This window comes from Shewanella sp. BJSY2023SW005, assembly GCF_047314585.1.
In the GTDB taxonomy this organism is placed as follows: domain Bacteria; phylum Pseudomonadota; class Gammaproteobacteria; order Enterobacterales; family Shewanellaceae; genus Shewanella; species Shewanella algae.
This window is the reverse complement of the sequence record NZ_JBKORJ010000025.1, coordinates 107767-127993: the sequence shown is the minus strand read 5'-3', so window position 1 is coordinate 127993 and position 20227 is coordinate 107767. Positions and strand designations below refer to the sequence as shown.

Annotated in this window: 14 protein-coding genes and 1 pseudogene; 10 read left to right on the top strand and 5 right to left on the bottom strand. The window is 54.1% G+C overall.

Annotation, left to right across the window (positions count from 1 at the left end; all coding sequences use genetic code 11):
* A pseudogene (locus ACMHXI_RS07755) lies at positions 1–183 on the top strand (hypothetical protein); the annotation flags it as partial.
* Positions 184–504: 321 nt separating this feature from the next.
* Here the strand turns inward: ACMHXI_RS07755 and ACMHXI_RS07750 are convergent.
* Positions 505–1407, bottom strand: a complete 903-nt coding sequence (locus ACMHXI_RS07750; protein ID WP_117200398.1) for a DMT family transporter — start codon at positions 1405–1407, stop codon at positions 505–507.
* Between the two features lie 300 nt (positions 1408–1707).
* On the opposite strand from ACMHXI_RS07750, the gene dnaK reads away from it, so the two are divergent.
* Together dnaK and dnaJ are read left to right on the top strand one after the other, a co-directional pair.
* Positions 1708–3621 (top strand): molecular chaperone DnaK, encoded by a 1914-nt coding sequence (gene dnaK, locus ACMHXI_RS07745; protein WP_025009915.1) that lies wholly within the window; start codon positions 1708–1710, stop codon positions 3619–3621.
* Positions 3622–3711: 90 nt separating this feature from the next.
* Positions 3712–4842, top strand: a complete 1131-nt coding sequence (gene dnaJ / locus ACMHXI_RS07740) for a molecular chaperone DnaJ (RefSeq protein WP_025009916.1) — start codon at positions 3712–3714, stop codon at positions 4840–4842.
* Positions 4843–5038: 196 nt separating this feature from the next.
* Here dnaJ and ACMHXI_RS07735 read toward each other — a convergent pair whose 3' ends face one another.
* The 4 genes from ACMHXI_RS07735 to ACMHXI_RS07720 form a co-directional block, all read right to left on the bottom strand.
* Positions 5039–5461 carry a MarR family winged helix-turn-helix transcriptional regulator gene (locus tag ACMHXI_RS07735; RefSeq protein ID WP_208184488.1) on the bottom strand — a complete coding sequence of 141 codons (423 nt, stop codon included), beginning with the start codon at positions 5459–5461 and terminating at the stop codon, positions 5039–5041.
* A 149-nt stretch (positions 5462–5610) separates the two neighbouring features.
* A complete protein-coding gene (locus ACMHXI_RS07730; protein WP_413734596.1) occupies positions 5611–7728 on the bottom strand; it encodes an FUSC family protein in 2118 nt (705 codons plus the stop codon).
* Positions 7729–7735: 7 nt separating this feature from the next.
* Complete coding sequence (locus ACMHXI_RS07725; RefSeq protein ID WP_054744779.1) at positions 7736–8599, bottom strand: HlyD family secretion protein; 864 nt, start codon at positions 8597–8599, stop codon at positions 7736–7738.
* An 8-nt stretch (positions 8600–8607) separates the two neighbouring features.
* Entirely contained in the window at positions 8608–8808 is a 201-nt protein-coding gene (locus ACMHXI_RS07720) for a DUF1656 domain-containing protein (RefSeq protein ID WP_025009920.1), read from the bottom strand.
* A 248-nt stretch (positions 8809–9056) separates the two neighbouring features.
* On the opposite strand from ACMHXI_RS07720, the gene ACMHXI_RS07715 reads away from it, so the two are divergent.
* From ACMHXI_RS07715 to greA, 7 genes are all read left to right on the top strand, one after another.
* On the top strand, positions 9057–9851 hold the full coding sequence (locus ACMHXI_RS07715; protein ID WP_107111363.1) for a M48 family metallopeptidase: 795 nt from the start codon (positions 9057–9059) through the stop codon (positions 9849–9851).
* Between the two features lie 158 nt (positions 9852–10009).
* Positions 10010–10627 (top strand): FKBP-type peptidyl-prolyl cis-trans isomerase, encoded by a 618-nt coding sequence (locus tag ACMHXI_RS07710; RefSeq protein WP_218997452.1) that lies wholly within the window; start codon positions 10010–10012, stop codon positions 10625–10627.
* A 59-nt stretch (positions 10628–10686) separates the two neighbouring features.
* Positions 10687–11505, top strand: a complete 819-nt coding sequence (dapB, locus tag ACMHXI_RS07705) for a 4-hydroxy-tetrahydrodipicolinate reductase (protein WP_025009921.1) — start codon at positions 10687–10689, stop codon at positions 11503–11505.
* Between the two features lie 188 nt (positions 11506–11693).
* Positions 11694–12842, top strand: a complete 1149-nt coding sequence (carA, locus tag ACMHXI_RS07700) for a glutamine-hydrolyzing carbamoyl-phosphate synthase small subunit (protein WP_028780665.1) — start codon at positions 11694–11696, stop codon at positions 12840–12842.
* 23 nt (positions 12843–12865) lie between these two features.
* Positions 12866–16087, top strand: coding sequence for a carbamoyl-phosphate synthase large subunit (carB, locus tag ACMHXI_RS07695; RefSeq protein ID WP_062793363.1), 3222 nt, complete (start codon positions 12866–12868; stop codon positions 16085–16087).
* A gap of 439 nt (positions 16088–16526) precedes the next feature.
* Positions 16527–19472: an alkaline phosphatase family protein gene (locus ACMHXI_RS07690; protein WP_413734587.1), complete on the top strand. Its 2946-nt coding sequence runs from the start codon at positions 16527–16529 to the stop codon at positions 19470–19472.
* Between the two features lie 245 nt (positions 19473–19717).
* The gene (greA, locus tag ACMHXI_RS07685; protein WP_025887902.1) at positions 19718–20194 is read left to right on the top strand and encodes a transcription elongation factor GreA; all 477 of its coding nucleotides are present in this window, start codon (positions 19718–19720) and stop codon (positions 20192–20194) included.
* Positions 20195–20227: the final 33 nt, after the last annotated feature.

The following is a 20227-nucleotide window of genomic DNA, read 5'->3' as shown; positions in this document are numbered from 1 at the left end:
GATGCCTGGATAACTTCCGCCAAGGAGTTTCGCCGTCAGTACAGTAGCATGAGTGGCCGATGGGATGCGATGTGTGCCATGAAGGCCAAATATGGCGGTAAATGGTGCCGGGGTAAGCAACAAAGCCAAGCAATACACCCCTATTCACCTGTATTAGCGGAAAAGAATTTAGCCCAAATCTAATCTGACAACGGCACCCAAAATCGGGTAACTGTCAGATCAGGTCTGAGCTAGTACAGCTTAGGGTGTACAGCTTAGGGCAGCATAGAAATAGTTTCAGGCAGATAGCCCTGATGACTGAACTATCTTTTCCTCTTTTGCCCGTGGCTTTTTGTAGGGCTTAGCTAGATAAGGATGAGCTGGAGATAGATTCAAGCGACACAATTTCCCGCATCGCCTGCCAGCAAAAAGGCCAAGGTTTTGTTTTTATTAAACGCTGCTTCAACAACCGCTTCAACAACTGTATTTAATCAAATGTGGCTTGTTATCAAAGCCCGTTTCCCATCAAACAATGTTCACTTTCGGCGCCTTGGGTTTCAGTACTTTTTGTATCAAGAGGGCTAACAGGATAAGCCCCATGCCTACCAGAGTCGCCAGTGTGATGGTTTCTTTCAATATCAGCGCAATAAACACCATGGACAGGAGTGGCGTCAGAAACACCAGATTGGTGATGCTGGCGGCTCGTTCTGTGGTTCTTAGTGCCATCAGCCAGAGTACAAAGGTGACTCCCATTTCAAACAGGCCGACATAGACACCGGCACCGAGGGCTTGCCAATGCAAAGAGGGTAGGCTTTCGGTTGTCAGCAAGGTGATGGTTATCAGCGGCAGGCTCACCAAAAAACTCAGCATCAGGCTGACAATGGCATCGCCCTTGTCTTTGGTATTAATGATCCAATATAGGCACCATAGCAGGGTGCTGGAGAGTGCCAGCAGTATGCCAAAGGGGTTTGCAAAGTCCATTGACAACAGATTGCCACCGGTGGCTATCACCAATACTCCAAAGTAACCTGTGACGGCCGCCAGCATGTCACTGCCCCGTAGTTTTTGCTGCAACATGGGCGCTGCCAACAGCGGCAGTAATACCGCCCAAGTGTAGTTCAGCGACAGCGCCTGCTGCGCCGGCAGCAGATCATAGGCCTTGAACAGCACCAGATAATAAAGAAAGGGGTTCAGCAACCCTGTTTGCAGGTAAAACCAGGGGCGGGCGCAAAACTGTTGCTTTAATAATTTGAGTTTTCCCTGCCAGGCAAGAATAAGCCCCAGGCAGACAGACGAAGTGATGACGGCAACAAACACCAGTTGCAACGGCGAGAAGAAGCCAAGGGCGATTTTAAAGGCGGTCGCCACTGTGGACCATAGGAATACGGCGGCCATCCCGTAGATCAGGGCCAGCTGGGATTTTTTCACTATAGACTTCTCTGCCAGTACAGCTATTTGGCGGCCAGGCTGGCCACCTCCGGAATTGACATCATTTTATTCAGCGTCAGTGAATAAAAAAAGATCCCGGCGCGGCGATGTGTAAAAAGATTGAGCAAAAGATCCATTTTTTTCTTCCTGGCCCTTGTAAAGCAATTTTACGCCCCTATATAGGGGGTAAGGCAAGATTGGGGGCCATCTACAACGGGCTTGAAAACAGCGAGTTTACCCCCATATCTGAAATCAGATAAACATATTCAGTTCGAAAGAAAAGATTTTTCGGAGGACCTCATGGGTAAAATTATTGGTATCGACTTAGGCACAACAAACTCTTGTGTAGCTGTCCTCGATGGTGACAAGGCTCGCGTATTGGAGAATGCCGAAGGCGATCGTACTACACCTTCTATTATCGCCTTCACTGAAGACGAGACACTGGTTGGTTCACCTGCAAAACGTCAGGCCGTGACCAACCCAGCCAACACTTTCTTTGCCATCAAGCGTTTGATTGGCCGTCGCTTCACTGACGATGAAGTTCAGCGCGACGTCAGCATCATGCCTTTCAAGATCATCAAGGCCGACAACGGCGACGCTTGGGTTGAAAGCCATGGCAAGAAGATGGCACCACCTCAGGTGTCTGCCGAAGTACTGAAAAAAATGAAGAAAACTGCTGAAGATTTCCTGGGTGAGCCAGTGACTGAAGCGGTAATCACAGTACCTGCTTACTTCAACGACTCTCAGCGTCAGGCCACCAAAGATGCCGGCCGTATCGCGGGTCTGGAAGTAAAACGTATCATCAACGAGCCAACTGCTGCGGCACTTGCCTATGGTATCGACAAGAAGCAGGGCGACAACATTGTTGCTGTATATGACCTGGGTGGTGGTACCTTCGATATCTCCATCATCGAAATCGACAGCAACGACGGCGACCAGACTTTCGAAGTACTGGCAACCAACGGTGATACTCACCTGGGTGGTGAAGACTTCGACAACCGTCTGATCAACTACCTGGCTGACGAATTCAAGAAAGAGCAAGGTCTGGATCTGCGTAACGACCCTCTGGCTATGCAGCGTCTGAAAGAAGCTGCCGAGAAGGCCAAGATTGAGCTGTCCAGCACCACTCAGACCGAGGTGAACCTGCCTTACATCACTGCTGATGCGACAGGTCCCAAGCACTTGGTGGTTAAGATCACCCGTGCCAAACTGGAATCTCTGGTTGAAGACCTGATCCAGCGCTCACTGGAGCCTCTGAAAGTGGCTCTGGCCGATGCCGACCTGTCAGTGTCTGACATCAATGAAGTGATCCTGGTGGGCGGTCAAACCCGTATGCCTAAGGTTCAGGAAGCGGTAACCAACTTCTTCGGCAAGGAACCACGTAAAGACGTGAACCCTGATGAAGCGGTAGCCGTAGGTGCTGCGATTCAAGGTGGTGTACTGGCTGGTGACGTGAAAGACGTACTGTTGCTGGACGTAACGCCTCTGTCTCTGGGTATTGAAACCATGGGCAGCGTAATGACCAAGCTGATTGAGAAGAACACCACTATTCCTACCAAGGCACAGCAGACCTTCTCTACAGCAGACGACAACCAGAGCGCAGTGACCATTCACGTGCTGCAGGGTGAGCGTAAGCAAGCCAGCGCCAACAAGTCACTGGGTCAGTTCAACCTGGAAGGTATTGAGCCTGCTCCACGCGGCATGCCACAGATTGAAGTGACTTTCGACATCGACGCCGACGGTATTCTGCACGTGTCTGCCAAAGACAAGAAGACAGGCAAAGAGCAGAACATCACCATCAAGGCCTCTTCCGGTCTGTCTGATGATGAAGTCGAGAAAATGGTCCGCGACGCCGAGGCTCATGCCGAGGAAGACAAGAAGTTTGAAGAGCTGGTCAGTGCCCGCAACCAGGCCGACGGTCTGGTACACGCCACCAAGAAACAGGTGGAAGAAGCCGGTGACGCTCTGGCAGCAGACGACAAGGCCAAGATCGAAACCGCTATGGCCGCTGTAGAAACTGCCGCCAAGGGTAACGACAAAGAAGCCATCGATAAGGCGACTCAAGAGCTGATCGAAGCTTCTGCCAAGCTGATGGAAATCGCTCAGGCCAAGGCACAACAAGCCCAAGGTCAAGGCGAAGCCCAGAGCAGCAATGCCCAGGCCGATGACGTTGTCGATGCCGAGTTCGAAGAGGTTAAAGACGACAAGAAGTAATTGGGTGGTAACACTCGATTAATTCCGGCGGGCGTTACGGGGCAACCCTAACGCCCGCTTGTGTGAATCCAGCTTGGAAAGCGTGAGATTATGTCAAAGCGAGATTATTACGAAGTATTGGGCGTCGGTCGCGACGCCAGCGAGCGGGAGATCAAGAAGGCCTATAAGCGCCTGGCGATGAAGTATCACCCTGACCGCAACCCGGGCGATAAGGCGGCCGAGGCCAGCTTTAAAGAAGTCAAAGAAGCCTACGAGATCCTGACCGACGAAGACAAAAAAGCTGCCTATGACCAGTTTGGTCATGCCGGGGTTGACCCCAACCGTGGCGGCGGTGGCTTTGGCGGCGGCGCCGATTTCGGTGATATCTTTGGCGATGTGTTCGGGGATATCTTCGGTGGTGGTCGTCGTGGCGGGCATCGTCAAGCTGCCCGTGGTTCAGATCTGCGTTACAACCTGGAGCTGTCGCTGGAAGAAGCGGTTCGTGGCTTGACCAAAGAGCTGCGTATCCCAACTCTGGCAAGCTGTGACGTGTGTGATGGCTCAGGGGCCAAGAAGGGTACCTCGGCTACGACTTGTGGTACCTGTCATGGTGCCGGTCAGGTACAGATGCGTCAGGGCTTTTTCGCCGTGCAGCAGCCTTGTCCTACCTGTCATGGCCGCGGCAAGATCATCAAAGAGCCTTGCAGCAAGTGTCATGGCGATGGCCGCATAGAGAAGAGCAAGACACTGTCGGTGAAAATTCCGGCCGGTGTCGATACCGGTGACCGTATCCGTCTGGCCGGTGAAGGTGAAGCCGGTGAATTTGGCGCTCCGGCGGGTGATCTTTATGTTCAGGTTACTGTGCGCGAGCACCCGATATTTGTTCGTGACGGCAATAACCTCTATTGCGAAGTGCCTATCTCCTTTGCCAAGGCCGCCCTCGGCGGTGAAGTGGAAGTACCGACACTGGATGGCAAGGTAAGCCTGAAGATCCCGGCCGAAACCCAGACCGGACGCATGTTCCGCATGCGCGGCAAAGGGGTTAAGTCGGTACGCAGTCACGCGGTTGGCGATCTGCTTTGCAAAGTGGTGATGGAAACGCCGGTGAATCTGTCCGAGCGCCAGAAAGAGTTGCTGCGGGAATTCGAAGCCTCAGTCACCGGCGAATCCAAGAAGCATAGCCCCAAGGCCGAAGGTTTCTTCGATGGGGTGAAAAAGTTCTTTCAGGATCTGAATAGCTAACTTGCTTTCGGCCGAAACAAAAAACCGATGCTCAAGGCATCGGTTTTTTTTGGGCTATTCCCGGAGAAGCGTTAACGGTAGGTTCGATACTTATGCGCTTCTTCAGTTTCTTCTGTTTGGGCTTCCCGGCGGCTTATTTTGCACTTTTAGAATTGCAGTGCTCGGGGCTCCTGTCTTGTAATCAGAGCCCTGGTATTCAGGCACCCAGCTTATGGAGCAGGCTTAGCCACAGTTGTTGCTCTTGCTCACTCAAGCGTGACATAAACTCATCGGCGACTTGCTGAAACGATACCTTGGCCTCTGCAAAAATCTTAGCGCCCGCCTGTGTCAGGGCCACCAGGCTGACTCTGGCATCCCGGCTGGCGGCTTCCTTTTCTACCAGACCAATTTTTTCCATTGGGTTAAGCAGGCGGGTGATCCCCGAAGCGCTGAGTCCGGCGCCCTGGGCCAGGTCAATCCTTCTGAGCTTATTGCCCTCGGCCTTTGCCAATTGCCTCAATACCAAAAACTCGCTGAAGCTGATGCCGTGCAGCGACAGCCTGCCTGCCAGACTGCGTTGCAGTTGGCTGTGTATCTCGGTTATGGCAAGCGCAATACTTGCCGTAATGGGTTGTGTCATCTGAAACCTCTTTAGAACGAAACTAACTTGATCAATGTTTTATTAGTATTTGATTGCGCAAGCATCAGTTTATTTGCTTGAGCAGTCAAGTAGTTTGCAAGTTTTTTATTTGGTTTGATGACTCCTGGCGCTGAGCTTCTGGTCTTTACCTAAGGCTTTTGTTCGGAGGTAGACTCTTGCTCTTGCGGTGGCGCAGACTCAGCTTGGGTAGCGGGTGCATTGGCATTGCTTATCATGGCGGCGCTGCGTTCAAAGGTCATTATCAGGCGCTCAAACATCCCCTGAACCATCTCCAATTGCTCCTGTGCCAAACCATCGGTTTGCAGCCGGGCCAAGAGGCGTTCGCAGCTGGCACGGAACTCGGGTGGGTTTTCGCCGCGGGAACAGAGGATAAAGGCGTTGGCGAGTGCCAACTGCCAGTCTTGCAGCAGTTCGTCGAGTTGGCTGTCGCTGATGCTTGCCAGCAGGCGGCGCAGGCGCACCGAAACATGGCCCAGGTTTAGGCCGGTAAGGCCTAAGTCGGTCAGGGTTCTGTTGCTGCTCTGGCTGCTACGTTCATAATTGGCCAAGCGCAGCAGGCGATCTGCCATGCGGGCATTGAACCAGTCCTCAGGCTTGTCCTGTTTGACCATATCAATCAGATCTTTGCGAGTGGCGTTGAGCAGGCGTTGCTGCATCATTTTTACTCCTGGCTCTGTCACCAGCTTAAACAGCCAATAGAGGATGCTGACGCCGACAAAGATGGCCATCGCCTTGCTCAGGGTGCTGTCTATGGCAAAGGCCTGGGTCATGTCTTTGCTGGGGCTGACCAAAATGGCAAATGGGATGCAAAATCCCAGGCCGTAGGGCAGGGTGGCACGATTGGCCAGTGCCATCAGGCCAATAAAGAAGGGACCTGCCAATACCAACAACATGATCTCAATATCACCGCTGCTCTGGGCCAGTAGTTCGAGGGCGTAAAATATCGCGACCGGAATCGCAATCATCACCCCTATCAGCAGCCGCCGCAGGATCATACTCAAAAGGGGTAAGGGTAGCCTGGCCATCATGATGGAGAATATCACCGGCATGGTCATTATCATCAGTGCTGCGCTGGAGGCGGTGCCAATCCAGATACCGGCGCCGATCAGGAAAATCAGCATGGTTCTGACACCCGTGATCAGCCCGAGCAGGGGATCTCTGTGGGTCTGCATCGCGGGAGCATTGAGCAGCGTTTTGTCCGGTGACTCCAACGCCTTGAAAGCCCGCAGCACCAGCACCAAATCGCTGGCCAGCTCTGAGGCGGTTTTCAGCAGCCGCGACTCCAGTGGGCTGATACAGGCATGAGTGTTGCGATAGTGAATGATTTCGCGCCTCTGCCTGTGTGCCAGTTCATAACAGAAATGGAAATCGTCCGATTCGGACATCGCCTTGAAGTTGCTTTTCAGGGTACGGATTAGCCCTGAGAGGGTGCCTGTCATCAACTCTTCATGGTTACGCTGCAAACGGCCGAATATCTGGATCACGGCCAGCAATGACAACACCTTGTTGAATAACAAATTGGCCGCACGACTGCGTCCAGGGCCTTCCGGCCCCTCGTAGCTGAGGGCGTTGGCATCGTCACTGGCTTCTGCCAGTGATTCGAGAATCGCATCTATCTGTTGATGGCGGTTTTCATGGGAGCCGTTGAGATCCAGCTCCAGCGTGAGGTATTCCAACGTCTGGTTGACTATTTTTCGGGTTTGTTTCTGCAGCCCTTCGGTGACTCTGACTGGCCACAGCAACTGGCTCACCAGAGTGGCACAGATGGCGCCGACTATGATTTCACTGACCCTGGAATGGGCGACGGCGAAGATGGTTTCACTGTCGGCGGTGGCAGGGTTGACCATTACCAAGAGCACAATAAGACAGGGGGTGATCCCCGCCATAGCGAAGGCGTAGACAAAGTTGATATGGCGCACCATGGCCGACAGCGCCGAGTTCAGACCCAGCCACAGCGTCAGGGTGAGGATGGCCAGTTCGGGAGCGTTGTAAAAGCCGCTGAGAATCGCTATGCCGACAACCCCGCCTACCAATGTGCCTATTATCTGACAAAGGCCTTTTTCAAGCACCAGGCCACTTTCGGGGCGCATCTGCAGGAATACCGCCGACACCAGCGCCCAGTAGGGGCGCTCCAAGTCCAGGTAGAGCGCCGCCGTCAGCGCCAGCGCCATGGCAATCACCCCTTTGGTGGCGAAGATCAGTGTGCGCTTGTCCGGGGTCAGGAATACTGCCAGCGTGGGAGACAGGGCCATGTTATTCTTCGGCTTGCAGTTGGATGGAAACCGTCATTCCGGCGCTGAGTTCACGTTCTTCTGAAGCCGGGTCCAGCTTGATATCTACAGGGATCCTCTGTGCGAGCCTGACCCAGTTGAAGCTTTGTTGAATTTGCGGCAGCAGTTGGCCATTGGCATTGGTATTGGTGTCGGCAATCGCCTTGCCTATGCTGACTACTTCGCCACTGAGCGGCTCGCCACCACTCATCAGGCTGATTTTGGCCTTTTGGCCTATCTTTATCAGCGGCAGCTTGGTTTCTTCAAAGTAACCTGTGACATAGAAAGAGCCTTGTTTAACCAGAGACAGTACCGCCTTGCCCTGGTTGACATAGTTACCCTGACGCAGGCTGAGGTTGATTATGGTGCCATCGGCAGGGGAGTGGACCTGGGTGCGCTGCAGATCTATTTTGCTGCTGTCGAGTCTGGCCTTTGCCAGGTTGTAGCTGGCTTTGGCCAACTCTGTGTTGATCCGTGCCGTTTCCAAATCTTCTTCGCTGATCACCTCGCGGCCGGTGAGATTCTTGCGCCGCTCATATTTGTGTTTGGCCAGTTCCCAGGCATAGAGTTTGTTTTCCAGTTCGGCGGCCAATTCGGTACTGGTGGCTTGATAACGGGTATCGTCCACCTGAAACAGCAGATCGCCGGCTTTGACTTGCTGGTTATCCCTAACATTCAGTTGGGTTACCCAGCCGGAGACATCGGCCGAGAGCGTAATCACTTCGGCCCGCACCCGGCCGTCACGGGTCCAGGGTGAATAGAGGTAGTGATTCCAAATCCAGTATCCGGCCACTATGGCGGCCAGCACGAGAAGCAGGGTAATGGAGATGCGCAGTACTTTTGCCATGGTAAGTGTCAATTCTCAAACAGGTAGATAATCAGTGCCAGGTAGCACACGAACAGGGCGACTTCGAACCAGGCCACTCGCCAGATTTTTGCATACAGCCCGGTCCAGTGAAGGACCAGTCTGGTCAGAAACCAGAGTACGAGCGCAAGAGGTGCGAAGAGAACCAAAGGACTGAACAGCAATCCTCCCAAGGCTAATTCTTCAAGCATTGTATGAGTTGGATCCTATAAAAAGGCCAATAATAATGAGTGACTTATAAGCGGATAACGGCGTTTTTCCGTATCCCTGTCTGCTAACCAGTTTCGTGCCAGACAGGCTTGAGGTCAACTTTTTTCACGCCTTGGCTGTGAGCGGAAATGACTTTTGAGTCGGTCAATCCTTTGGCGATACGGCAAGCTGTGCTTGCTTGTGACACTGAGGTAAAATCCCGGGAAACTTTATCACCGGAAGATAAAAGATGAATAACCGAATTCTCGGTCTGCTGGCCATACTCTTTGTGGGGGGGCTCTCGGGCTGCTCCACTACCCAGTCGCCCACCGGGCGCTCGCAGATGCTGTTGTTTTCACCCGAGCAGATAAACCAGATGGGCACCGCCTCTTTCGAGCAGATAAAAGCAAAGGAGAAGCAGAGCCAGGACAAAGCGGCCAGTGCCTATGTTGCCTGCGTGGCGCAGCGTATTACCTCTTTGTTGCCGCAGCAACATTGGCAATGGGTGCTGTTTGACTCGGATCAGGTCAACGCCTTTGCCCTGCCCGGTGGCCATATAGGTGTCTATACCGGGCTTCTCAAGGTGGCCAACAATGAAGATCAACTGGCGACTGTTATTGGTCATGAGATAGCCCATGTGCTGGCGCAGCACGGCAATGAGCAGGCCTCGCGGGCCCAACTCAGCAATACCGGTATGCAGTTGGCCGGAGCAGCATTGGGGATGGGCCAGATAGCCAACGCCGATCTCTACATGGCGGCCTTGGGGCTCGGGGTGCAGGTGGGTTATATCTTACCCTATGGCCGGGCGCAGGAATCCGAGGCCGATGTGATGGGGCTGGAGCTGATGGCCAGGGCCGGCTTCGATCCCAGAGCCGGGGTGACCTTGTGGCAAAACATGGCCAAGGCGGGTGGCAGTCAGGGGCCGGAGCTCTTATCGACTCATCCATCCAATGAGAACCGCATTGCCCAGTTGCGTGATTTACAAGCGCAGATGATGCCGCTCTATCAGGCGAGCAAGGGTAAGTTTCGCTCTTGCCAAAGATGAGGTGTATGAAAATCGGCTTGCTTGACCCTCAGCCCATTTCGACTGAGGCCAGGCGAATGAACAAACCGTAAGGATACGAATAAGCGCAACACTTGGACCCGGATAAGTGTTACACTGTGCCGCGAAAAATTCACAGATAAACTGAGAGTAAACTGATTATGTCTGATAAGTTCACCAGTGTTGAACAACAAGCCAGCTACGGCGTAGGTCGCCAGTTGGGTGAGCAACTGGCCGCCAACTCTTTTGACGGTCTGGATATTCCAGCCGTTCAAGCCGGTCTGGCCGATGCATTTGACGGCAAAGAGAGTGTTGTTTCCCTGGAAGATCTGCAGGTTGCTTTCTCTGAAATCAGCCAGCGTCTGCAGAAGGCTCAGGAAGAGGCTGCCGAAGCCGCTTCTGCCGAAGGCAATGCTTTCCTGGCTGAAAACGCCAAGCGTGAAGGTGTGGTGACTACCGAATCAGGTCTGCAGTACGAAATCATCAACGAAGGCTCAGGCGCGAAGCCAAGCTATGATTCCAATGTTCGTACTCACTATCACGGTACCTTTATCGACGGTAAAGTATTCGACAGTTCAGTGACCCGTGGTCAGCCTGCCGAATTTCCGGTTTCCGGCGTGATTGCCGGTTGGACCGAAGCGCTGCAATTGATGCCGGTTGGCGCCAAGTACAAGCTGTATGTACCGCATCACCTGGCCTACGGCGAGCGTGGTGCCGGGGCGGCTATCCCGCCTTATTCCACTCTGGTTTTTGAAGTGGAATTGCTGGACATTCTGTAATACCAAAATCGCTTGAGTTTGACTCAGGCGATTTTTTTAGCCTGTATGTGGAGAAAGTTATGAGTGGACATGTCAGAGTTGCGGTTGCCGGAAGCAGCGGCCGTATGGGACGTACCCTGATAGAAGCGGCCGCGCATTCCAGCCGGATCATTCTGGGCGCGGCCATCGAGCGAGCAGGCTCGACTCTGGTGGGAGTCGATGCCGGAGAGTTGGCCGGAGTCGGTTGTCTCCATGTCCGGGTCAGCGATAGCCTGGATCAGGTTGCCGATGACTTCGATGTGTTGGTGGATTTCACCAGCCCGGAAGGCACCCTCAGCAATCTGGATTGGTGTGCCCGCCATCATAAGGCGATAGTGATAGGCACTACAGGTTTCAACTCGGCGCAAAAGGCGCAGATTGAGGCCTTTGCCGAGCAGATGCCTGTGGTCTTGGCACCCAATATGTCGGTTGGGGTTAACCTAATGTGGAAGCTGCTGGAACTGGCTGCGGAAGTCATGGGTGATTATACCGACATAGAGATCATCGAAGGTCATCACAGACACAAGAAGGATGCTCCTTCAGGTACCGCCTTGAAGATGGGGGAAGTGATTGCCAACACGCTGGGGCGGGATCTGGAAAAAGTGGCCGTTTATGGCCGCGAAGGGATCACCGGCGAGCGTGAGCGCGACACCATAGGTTTTGCCACTATCAGGGCGGGCGACTTGGTGGGTGAGCATACCGCCATGTTTGCCGATATGGGCGAGCGTTTGGAGATCACTCACAAGGCTTCCAGCCGAATGACCTTTGCCAACGGTGCCATGCGTGCGGCACTTTGGCTACAGGAACAGGATGCCGGGCTCTACGACATGCAACAGGTATTGGGGTTGAAACCCCTGTGACATTATTTAAAAAACCGCCAATCGGCGGTTTTTTTTCGAATTCGTCCGCCAAACTATAGACGGATTACCATTTCTCGTGTAGGATGCTCGGAATTTGTCAAAATTTCGTATTTTAGCGGAAATTGGTACTTTAAACAAAGATAAAAATATTATATTTCAGTGGCTTGGCTCTTTTCTCGGAGGTCGCGTTGACAAAGTCTGCCTTACTCGTACTCGAAGATGGAAGCGTATTTTCCGGCACAGCAATAGGTGCCGATGGTATTGCAGTTGGAGAAGTTGTTTTTAACACTTCGATGACCGGATATCAAGAAATCCTCACCGATCCATCTTATTCTCGCCAGATAGTAACTCTAACCTACCCACATATCGGTAATACCGGTACCAACGATGAAGACACAGAATCCGATGCAGTTCATGCCTGTGGTCTTATTATTCGTGATCTTCCCCTCCTCGCCAGTAACTTCCGTAACCAACAATCCCTCAGTGATTACCTCAAAGCCAACAAGGTAGTCGGTATCGCCGATATCGACACCCGTAAGCTGACCCGTATTCTACGGGAGAAGGGCGCTCAGGCCGGTTGCATTCTGGTGGGTGAACAGGACGTAGACAAGGCGCTGGCCGCCGCCAAGGCCTTCCCTGGGCTGAAAGGCATGGACTTGGCCAAGGAAGTGACGACCGACAAGTCTTACACCTGGCGCAAGGGAACCTGGCGTTTGGAGAGCGGCCTGCCGGTCGATACTCCCGAGTCAGAACTCAAGTACAAGGTAGTGGCTTATGACTATGGCGTGAAGCAGAACATACTGCGAATGCTGGTAGACAGAGGCTGTGATGTGACTGTGGTTCCTGCACAAACGCCTGCCAGTGAAGTGCTGGCGATGGCACCCGATGGGGTATTCCTCTCCAACGGCCCCGGTGACCCGGAGCCATGTGACTACGCCATCAAGGCGATTCAGCAAATTCTCGAAACCGATATCCCGGTATTCGGCATCTGCCTTGGCCACCAACTGCTGGCGCTGGCCAATGGTGCCAAGACGCTGAAGATGAAGTTTGGTCACCACGGTGCCAACCACCCGGTAAGCGATATTGACAAAGGCACTGTGATGATCACCAGTCAGAACCATGGTTTTGCTGCCGACGAAGCCACACTGCCTGCCAACATCAGGGTGACTCACAAGTCGCTGTTTGATGGCTCACTGCAGGGGATCCACCTGACAGACAAGCCGGCCTTCAGCTTCCAGGGGCACCCTGAAGCGAGTCCAGGGCCGCACGATTGTGCGCCACTGTTCGATCACTTTATCGAACTGATTGAGCAATACCGTCACCAAGTCAAGCTGTAATCGCCGGGAGAAGATAGAAGAAAATGCCAAAACGTACTGATATCCAAAGTATTCTTATCCTGGGTGCCGGCCCAATCGTTATCGGTCAGGCCTGTGAGTTTGACTATTCGGGAGCCCAGGCCTGTAAGGCGCTGAGAGAAGAGGGTTACCGGGTCATTCTGGTTAACTCCAACCCTGCAACCATTATGACAGACCCGGAAATGGCCGATGCCACATACATCGAGCCTATCCACTGGGAAGTGGTGCGCAACATTATCGCCAAGGAACGCCCCGATGCGATTCTGCCAACCATGGGCGGCCAGACGGCGCTGAACTGCGCCCTGGAGCTGGAAGCCAAAGGCGTATTGAAAGAGTTTGACGTCGAGATGATCGGTGCCACTGCCGATGCCATCGACAAGGCCGAAGATCGTGCCCGTTTTGACAAGGCGATGAAGAGTATCGGCCTCGAGTGTCCCCGTGCCGGTATTGCCCACAGCATGGAAGATGCACACAAGGTACTGGATCAAGTGGGCTTCCCCTGCATCATTCGCCCCTCTTTCACCATGGGCGGCAGCGGCGGCGGTATCGCTTACAACGTCGAAGAGTTTGAAGAGATCTGTACCCGGGGCCTGGACTTGTCGCCGACCAATGAGCTGCTGATTGACGAGTCGCTGATAGGCTGGAAAGAGTACGAGATGGAAGTGGTGCGCGATCGCAACGACAACTGCATCATAGTCTGCGCCATCGAAAACTTTGACCCCATGGGCGTACACACAGGTGACTCCATTACAGTGGCACCGGCCCAGACCCTGACTGACAAAGAATATCAACTGATGCGTAACGCCTCCATGGCGGTGCTTCGGGAAATCGGCGTTGAAACCGGTGGCTCCAACGTGCAGTTTGGTATTAACCCCAAAGATGGTCGCATGGTGATCATCGAGATGAACCCAAGGGTATCGCGCTCATCTGCGCTGGCCTCCAAGGCGACCGGTTTCCCGATTGCCAAAGTTGCGGCCAAGCTGGCGGTGGGCTTCACCCTGGATGAGCTGATGAACGACATTACTGGCGGTCTGACCCCGGCTTCGTTCGAGCCCTCTATCGACTATGTGGTTACCAAAATTCCTCGCTTCAACTTCGAGAAGTTTGCCGGCTCCAACGACCGCCTGACTACTCAGATGAAGTCTGTCGGTGAAGTGATGGCCATCGGCCGTACCTTCCAGGAGTCGATGCAAAAAGCTCTGCGCGGCCTGGAAACCGGGATGACAGGTTTTGACCCTATCGTGGATATCAACGAGCCGGAAGCCCTGGCCAAGATACGTTACGAATTGCAGGATGTGGGCCCTGAGCGTCCTTGGTATATCGCCGATGCTTTCCGCGCCGGCATGTCCATGGAAGGTATTCGCCGCATCACCAACATAGACCCTTGGTTCCTGGTGCAGATTGAAGATCTGGTACTGCAGGAAGAGAAGGTCAAGGAAGGCGGCTGGAGCGGTCTTTCCCAGGAATTCCTGCGCAAGCTGAAGCGCAAAGGTTTCTCCGATGCGCGCCTGGCGTCACTGCTGGGGGTTTCTGAAAGTGAAGTGCGCAAACTGCGTCACAAGTATGAGCTCTTCCCTGTCTACAAGCGGGTAGATACCTGCGCCGCCGAGTTCGCCACGGATACCGCCTACATGTACTCCACCTACGAGGAAGAGTGTGAGGCCAATCCGTCCGATAAAGACAAGATCATGGTGATAGGTGGCGGCCCCAACCGTATCGGTCAGGGTATCGAGTTCGACTACTGCTGTGTGCACGCGGCGCTGGCGATGCGGGAAGACGGCTATGAAACCATTATGGTTAACTGTAACCCTGAAACCGTTTCCACCGACTATGACACTTCTGACAGACTCTACTTTGAACCTGTTACCCTGGAAGACGTACTGGAAATCGTGCGGGTTGAGCAGCCCAAAGGGGTTATCGTGCAGTATGGTGGGCAAACGCCACTGAAACTGGCCCGCGCCCTGGAAGCCGCAGGTGTGCCCATCATAGGGACCAGCCCGGATGCCATCGACCGCGCCGAAGACCGTGAGCGCTTCCAACAAGCGGTTGAGCGTTTGGGGCTGAAACAGCCTGAAAACAGCACAGTGACCAACCTGGAGCAGGCGGTACTGGATGCCGAGCGTATAGGCTACCCCCTGGTGGTTCGTCCCTCCTATGTTCTGGGTGGCCGGGCGATGGAAATCGTCTACGACGAGCAGGATCTGCGCCGTTACTTCAACGAAGCCGTCAGTGTATCCAACGAGTCGCCGGTACTGCTGGATCGCTTCTTGGATGACGCCACCGAAGTAGATGTGGATGCCGTTTGCGATGGCAAGGACGTGGTTATCGGCGGCATCATGGAGCATATCGAGCAGGCCGGTGTTCACTCAGGTGACTCAGGTTGTTCACTGCCTCCTTACACTCTCTCCAAGGCGATTCAGGATGAGATGCGCGAGCAGGTACGCAAGCTGGCGCTGGAGCTGGGAGTTGTCGGTCTGATGAACGTGCAGTTTGCGGTCAAGAGCGACGTGATTTACCTGATTGAGGTGAACCCGCGTGCCGCCCGCACAGTGCCTTTCGTTTCCAAGGCCACAGGTGTGCCTCTGGCCAAGATTGCCGCCCGGGTAATGGCCGGCACTTCACTGGCCGAACAGCAACATACTCAGGAAGTGATCCCGCCTTACTACTCAGTGAAAGAAGTGGTTCTGCCGTTCAACAAGTTCCCGGGTGTTGACCCTCTGCTCGGCCCTGAAATGCGCTCTACCGGTGAGGTGATGGGTGTGGGTGATACCTTCGCCGAAGCCTACGCCAAGGCGCAACTGGGCTCAGTGAAAGATGTGCCCAAGTCAGGCCGAGCCCTGTTGTCTGTTCGTCACAGCGACAAGAAGCGGGTTTCGGATCTGGCGGCCAAACTGATTGAACTCGGCTATGAGCTGGATGCCACCCACGGCACGGCAGTGGTGCTGGGTGAAGCGGGTATCAATCCCCGCCTGGTGAACAAGGTGCATGAAGGTCGTCCACACATTCTTGACCGGATCAAGAACGGTGAATACACCTATATAGTGAATACCACAGAGGGTCGTCAGGCCATCGAGGATTCCAGACAGCTGCGCCGCGGCGCGCTGCAGCACAAGGTGAACTACACCACCACCATGAACGCGGCTTTTGCAACCTGTATGGCCCATGATGCCGACGACAGAAGCAATGTTGCCTCGGTGCAGGAACTGCACGCCAGAGTCAACAAGTAAACGCTGTCAGCCAGTGACTGAAAGTGACCAGGCCACCCATTAGGGTGGCCTGTTTTTTTGTAGGCCGGATGATTTGGGTCATTGGGAAGGTGCGAACAGGTCCCATGCGTGCTCTGCGTCGGCTTACAGGCCTGGATGCAAGGCGTGGTTCGCAGCAAATGGCCCTAGTCCTTTGTAAGAAGCACAACACAGCAGGCAGGCCTGTAAGCCACGCCCTTCGGGGCTTGCACAGCAACCGGCTCTCTGCGTTATCCGACTTTGACAGGCCCCGGCATGCCTTCAGTCAGATGCCTTGAACGCCAATTGCTGTGTAAGCCACTCTCTACAAAAAAGAACGCCGCGAGGACTTATTTGCACCTTCCCCTGGCTTTGGGATCTTGGCCGCTCTTGCTAAACTCGGCCATTATCAAGGCGTTTCATTTAAGATGCTGCAATCAAGATGTTTCAGGGAAAGGAAGTGATGATACTCGAGTCTGTCTCAAAGGAGCCCAAGGGCCAGGAAAGCGTTGCGGGGCGAGTCAAAGAGCTGTTTAACCGGCGGAGCAAAGCACAGGCTCTTGCCTTGAGTTTGGGCTTGGCTTTGAGCCTCGGCAGCAACGGCGTGCGGGCTGATATCAACACTGTGCCTTTGGTGGCGCCCTTGTATCACGGCGGCGATCTGCTGCAAAAGCAGCTGTTTAAAGGGTTGGAGCTCAGTGTCACCACAGGGCGCGATCTGGCGATATTTTCCGTTGCCGGTATGAGCTTGGATGCCTACATTTTAACGCTGCCGCTCGATGCGCCGACCAAGGCCAGGGTCATAGCCCGGCTGTCGGATCCTTTCTACAGCATCCCCCTTGGGCATTTTCTCTACCTTTTTTACGACAGATACAGCCGCGCCGAGAACCGGGATCAGTTCCGGGATTATCTGCTGAGCCAATACAGCAAGGAGCAAATCGCACCCTGGCAGCATTCGCTGTTCAGCCTGGAAGAGCAGGTCAAAGACAACACCGAACCGACCGCCGAAGCCAATGACAGACGCGAGGGCATGACGCTCAATCGCCAATTGCTTGCCATGTTGGTGACTGTCTATGATCGCCTGTTCAACAATGATGACTGGGCCCTTGGCAAGAAACTGCCGGAACATTACCGCTATCTTGGCGATAGCCCTGAAGATCTGGCGCTGATTGCCGACATTCAGCCGCTGATCATCAATGAGATTGGCAAGTATGTCGGCAGTCTGCCCGAGGGGGATATGCGCAGCGCCCTCGAGCTGATTATTGAAGATGGCAAGGCGGAAAATGCCGCCAAGGTAAACAACAAGGCGCAGGCGATAACTGTTACCCTTATCGACTTTGTCCGTCTCAATGTGCTCAAGGCCTATCGCCAATATGCATTACCGGCGCAGCGGGCCAAGGCCTTTTCTGCCTGGATGCAGGCCAGTCTCAAGGAAGATCCCAAGGGGCTGAGTGACTTTCTGGCAAGTTGGAGTCAACGCCCAAGAGCGGTGCAGATAACAGTAGATGGCTTGAGCCAGGGACTGATGCAGGCGTTGGTCGCGCCCAATTCCGGCCCTTATCTCAAAGAAGTACTTGCCAGGGATGCGGCTTTGTCGCAACTCTCGCCCGCGTCAGCCATGGGGCGGCCGCAGCATACTCCCAAGCAGGACTTTTTGCGTCAGTTGGTGAAACATGGCGCCACCGACCAGTACTATCTGCCGTTTTTCAAGTCACTCTATCGCCGGAGTGAAAATGGCATAGCCACAGGAGGTATCTCTTCCACGCCTACCATCAGTGTGCGCAATCTGCCGATTATCAAGACAGGCGCCGCAGTGTCCGGTAAGGGCGGCACAGGGATCCCCAATTTTCACTTTGTCGATCGCACCCGTGACCGGGCCTATTACTTCTTCGGCAATGATGCTCTGCAGCTCGAAAATCTGGTGGAAAGCCGCGGCATGCGCACCATGTTCGATCGCCTGAACTATCTCAAAACTTTAAACTGTAACGCCCAATATGACTGGAACGCCCAGACCAGTTTCGATGCCCTGGTCAATCTGGGGCTGGGGGAAGCGATCCGTGATTTTGGCGAGCAGCGCTGTCTCAATGAGTTGTCGCTGCGTGCCGAAGCAGAGAAGGGCTTGCAACATAGCGTAGCGGCGGTTCGCGAGCAACTCGAGGCCTACGACAAGATGGGCGCCTGGCGGCTGTTTTCCCGCATGAGCTTGCGGGCCAAGCTCAATGAACAGCTCAATGAGCTGGCCTTGCTGAGTGAGCAGGCAATGCCGGACTATCTGCTTATTTATAACCCCTGGCCGGATCACTTCGCCCATTTCAAGGGGCCGTTCAGCGACGAAATCATAGCGCCGACCGGTGAGCTTAACCGGCTCGATTACTGGCTCAGCCGTCTGGACAAGGTGTATCGGGACGCGGGTATCTATCCGCAGACGCTGTGGGGCATGGCCGGCGATCATGGTTTGGCACCTGTGTATCACACCCTTAACCCCGAACTGGTGCTGCAAGATGCGCTCAAGCAACGCGGGGTCGAGCTCAAGATAAGCAAAATCTCCTCTGATGAAGGGGAAGGCCCCAAGATAACCAACAACCTCAATCCGCCTTCACTGCATGGGGTAGATTTGGTGATAGCCTCCACTGCCGGTGGCAACTATATGCTGGACTTCTTTAACTCGGACCGAGGTTGGCAGGTGCAACCCCTGTATCAAGAGTTGACCCGTTTTAAGGTCAGAGAAGGCAAGGCGCTGGATATGGTCAGCCTGCTTGCCGATGAGTTGCAGGAATCGCTGGATTATCTTGTGGTGCGCCAAAGCGATTGTACGCTTGATAGCTGCTCTGTGCGTTTGGTGGGATACAGAAACGGGCAGCGCCGCGATGAAATGATCAGTCGTGAATCGGGCGTTATCCGTTATCAGGCGCTGGATGGTAAGGGCGCGCCAGAGCTGCTGGCACTGGCTCAGAACAACCCTTATCTGGCGCCGCTGTCTGATGTTCAGCTGTCTGCCAAGCAACAACTGCTCGAACTATGCCTGGGGAGTGCCAAAGGCTGCAGCGCCGAGCAGTGGCGCAGCCTGGCGGCCATGAGTCCCAGACCCGATGCCGTGGTGCAGTTGGCACATCTCTATGATGAAGACAGGGCCGGCACCATCAATCTCTTCCCCAAAGAGGGGTTTGGCTACAACACTCTGGTACCGGGTCGTCATGCGGGCGAGCATTATCTGGAAAAAGATGCCTTCATAGGTTTCTGGGGCGAGACGGTCAAACCCGGCCAGAGATTGGGGCCGCTGGATAACGGCTCACTGGCACCGACCTTGTATCAGTACCTTACCGGTGAGCAGGTCGAGGTAGGAAACAATGGTTGGGGTTATCCCTCTGTGCTTTCGAGTCTTAACTGAGATGAATTTCCCATCGTCGGTGCCACAGAAACAGAGATTTTTGTCGCCATGGCTGGCAAGCCAGCCATGGCTTAGGTAAGCTTGTAGCCAAGATGAATTGAGTTTTAGCCGGTGTATTCCCCCGGTATTCCGCTATGCATCCCTGGCGCCGCTGACAAAATGGCGCCCATTCACCCGGAAAATGAGTCTCTGTTGGCCTTAGGCCGACGGAGGCTGCTTTTGTTTGACAGGAGACGAAAGAGATTATGAACAAGGTTCCCATGACCCTGGTTGGGGCAGAACAGTTGCGCAAAGAACTGGATATACTCAAGTTTGATCGCCGTCCCAAGATCACCGAGGCAATTGCCGCGGCGCGTGAACTGGGAGATTTGAAAGAAAACGCGGAATACCATGCAGCCCGTGAAGAGCAGGGCATTTGCGAAGCCCGTATCCGCGATATCGAAGGCAAACTCTCCAATGCCCAGATCATTGATGTGACCAAGATGCCCAACAATGGCCGGATTATCTTTGGCGCCACTGTGACCATACTGAATCTGGACACAGATGCCGAAGTGACTTACCGCATTGTCGGTGACGATGAGGCTAATATCAAAGAGAACCTGATCTCGGTGAACTCACCCATTGCCCGTGGCCTTATCGGCAAAAATCTGGGGGATGAAGTCAACATCCAAACTCCCGGTGGCCTGGCAGAATATGAAGTGGTCGCCGTCGAATATATCTGATTGCGTTATCAAGCCGCCTCCGGGCGGCTTTTT

What these genes read in the sequence shown, in the direction of transcription:
- dnaK (WP_025009915.1), top strand. Translation starts at nt 1,708, where the DNA reads ATGGGTAAAATTATTGGTATCGACTTAGGCACAACAAACTCTTGTGTA.
- dnaJ (WP_025009916.1), top strand. Translation starts at nt 3,712, where the DNA reads ATGTCAAAGCGAGATTATTACGAAGTATTGGGCGTCGGTCGCGACGCC.
- ACMHXI_RS07735 (WP_208184488.1), bottom strand. Translation starts at nt 5,461, where the DNA reads ATGACACAACCCATTACGGCAAGTATTGCGCTTGCCATAACCGAGATA.
- ACMHXI_RS07725 (WP_054744779.1), bottom strand. Translation starts at nt 8,599, where the DNA reads ATGGCAAAAGTACTGCGCATCTCCATTACCCTGCTTCTCGTGCTGGCC.
- ACMHXI_RS07720 (WP_025009920.1), bottom strand. Translation starts at nt 8,808, where the DNA reads ATGCTTGAAGAATTAGCCTTGGGAGGATTGCTGTTCAGTCCTTTGGTT.
- ACMHXI_RS07715 (WP_107111363.1), top strand. Translation starts at nt 9,057, where the DNA reads ATGAATAACCGAATTCTCGGTCTGCTGGCCATACTCTTTGTGGGGGGG.
- ACMHXI_RS07710 (WP_218997452.1), top strand. Translation starts at nt 10,010, where the DNA reads ATGTCTGATAAGTTCACCAGTGTTGAACAACAAGCCAGCTACGGCGTA.
- dapB (WP_025009921.1), top strand. Translation starts at nt 10,687, where the DNA reads ATGAGTGGACATGTCAGAGTTGCGGTTGCCGGAAGCAGCGGCCGTATG.
- carB (WP_062793363.1), top strand. Translation starts at nt 12,866, where the DNA reads ATGCCAAAACGTACTGATATCCAAAGTATTCTTATCCTGGGTGCCGGC.
- ACMHXI_RS07690 (WP_413734587.1), top strand. Translation starts at nt 16,527, where the DNA reads ATGTTTCAGGGAAAGGAAGTGATGATACTCGAGTCTGTCTCAAAGGAG.
- greA (WP_025887902.1), top strand. Translation starts at nt 19,718, where the DNA reads ATGAACAAGGTTCCCATGACCCTGGTTGGGGCAGAACAGTTGCGCAAA.